The organism is Bacteroides caecigallinarum (assembly GCF_021530995.1).
In the GTDB taxonomy this organism is placed as follows: Bacteria; Bacteroidota; Bacteroidia; order Bacteroidales; family Bacteroidaceae; genus Phocaeicola; species Phocaeicola faecigallinarum.
Map to the genome: position 1 here is coordinate 1 of NZ_JADYTF010000235.1, position 1,321 is coordinate 1,321.

Genomic DNA, 1,321 nt, shown 5'->3' on the forward strand with positions numbered 1-1,321 from the left:
TAAATACAGATAGATACATTATACAGTGTTCTATGTAGATATATAATTAAATAAAATCATAAGTGTATAATTATATATCGTTTTTCTTGGCAGTATGTGGTCTATTTCGTATCTTTGTAAATGGAATTGTCTTACATAAAAACACGAGAATGAAGAACAAAATCGTCATATTCAGCAACATCAAAGGAGGCGTTGGCAAGACGACCCTCTGCGCCTTGTTTGCAGACTATCTTATAGAACACGGCTTTCCCACATTTGTGATAGATGCAGACCTGCAGGCATCGCTGTTCCGTCATCAGCAACGTGAAAAGGACGCAGCTCCGGACGCACAGGTCCCCTGGAACGTGGATATGTTGGACACATCCGATCGTAAGCGGCTTGTGCAGGTTATGGAGAAACTGAAAGAAGTACCGGGCGTCGTCCTCATAGACTGTCCCGGAAACCTGAATGACCGCAACCTGGCATACATCTACCAATCGGCGGACACGGCAATAATACCCATATCGTTCGATGCGGACACTGTGGATGCCACAGGCATATTCGTCAAGGCATTGAAGTCAATTTCGTCCGCCAGCCTGATTTTCGTTCCCAACCGGATCAATGCGGCGGAAAGAAAGTCTGAAGAGTTACGGCAACGGGAACAGACAATCGGATTCCTCGGGCTGGTCGGAACCGTTACGCCGATGGTGAAGCAGAGCGTGGTCGTTAAACGGTATTCCACACTATACCCGTTGGAGAAAAGCCAGACGGAACTGCTTGAACCGGCTTTCAATAAAATCATCGAGGAACTTGATCTTAAAAAATAAAGGCTATGGCAAAGAACATCCGACCTGAAGTAAACAATCCGCTCGCAAATATGGGACTGGACGAGATTGTGCGGGGAATTACTGCACCGGACAAGGCCAAGGAACCTGACACGGGCGCAAGTGAAGTCCAGGACATTCAGAAAGAGGGAAAGCGACGCAGGAAAGGCAGGAAAGCCTTTGAAGAAAACCTCGCCAAATATACCGGCGTGAGCGAACAGGGGGATGCCGTCTGGCTGCCCAAGGAGGTCAAGAAAAGGTTGGAACTGATCCGTGTCAATGCAAAACGGAACATTCCGTTAAGGTCACTCGCAGCGGCTATCATAATGACTTATATTGAAGAGAACGAAGAGAATTTTAATGAGTTATAAATATAGAATTATATAAAATCATAAGTAACTATTCAAAATTAATTTTATACATATGAGTAATTCACAAATAAGTTCGTACCTACAGATGCCAGTGCCCTGTTTGTACAATAGAAAAGCGAGTCCTTAGTATTGTAATCAGCAGGTCTT

At 44.6% G+C, this 1,321-nt stretch carries 2 protein-coding genes; both read left to right on the top strand.

What is annotated here, in order from left to right:
- Window positions 1-149: 149 nt before the first annotated feature.
- Complete coding sequence (locus I6E24_RS16275; RefSeq protein ID WP_235329741.1) at window positions 150-806, top strand: ParA family protein; 657 nt, start codon at window positions 150-152, stop codon at window positions 804-806.
- A 5-nt stretch (window positions 807-811) separates the two neighbouring features.
- Window positions 812-1,174, top strand: a complete 363-nt coding sequence (locus I6E24_RS16280; RefSeq protein ID WP_235329743.1) for a hypothetical protein — start codon at window positions 812-814, stop codon at window positions 1,172-1,174.
- Window positions 1,175-1,321: the final 147 nt, after the last annotated feature.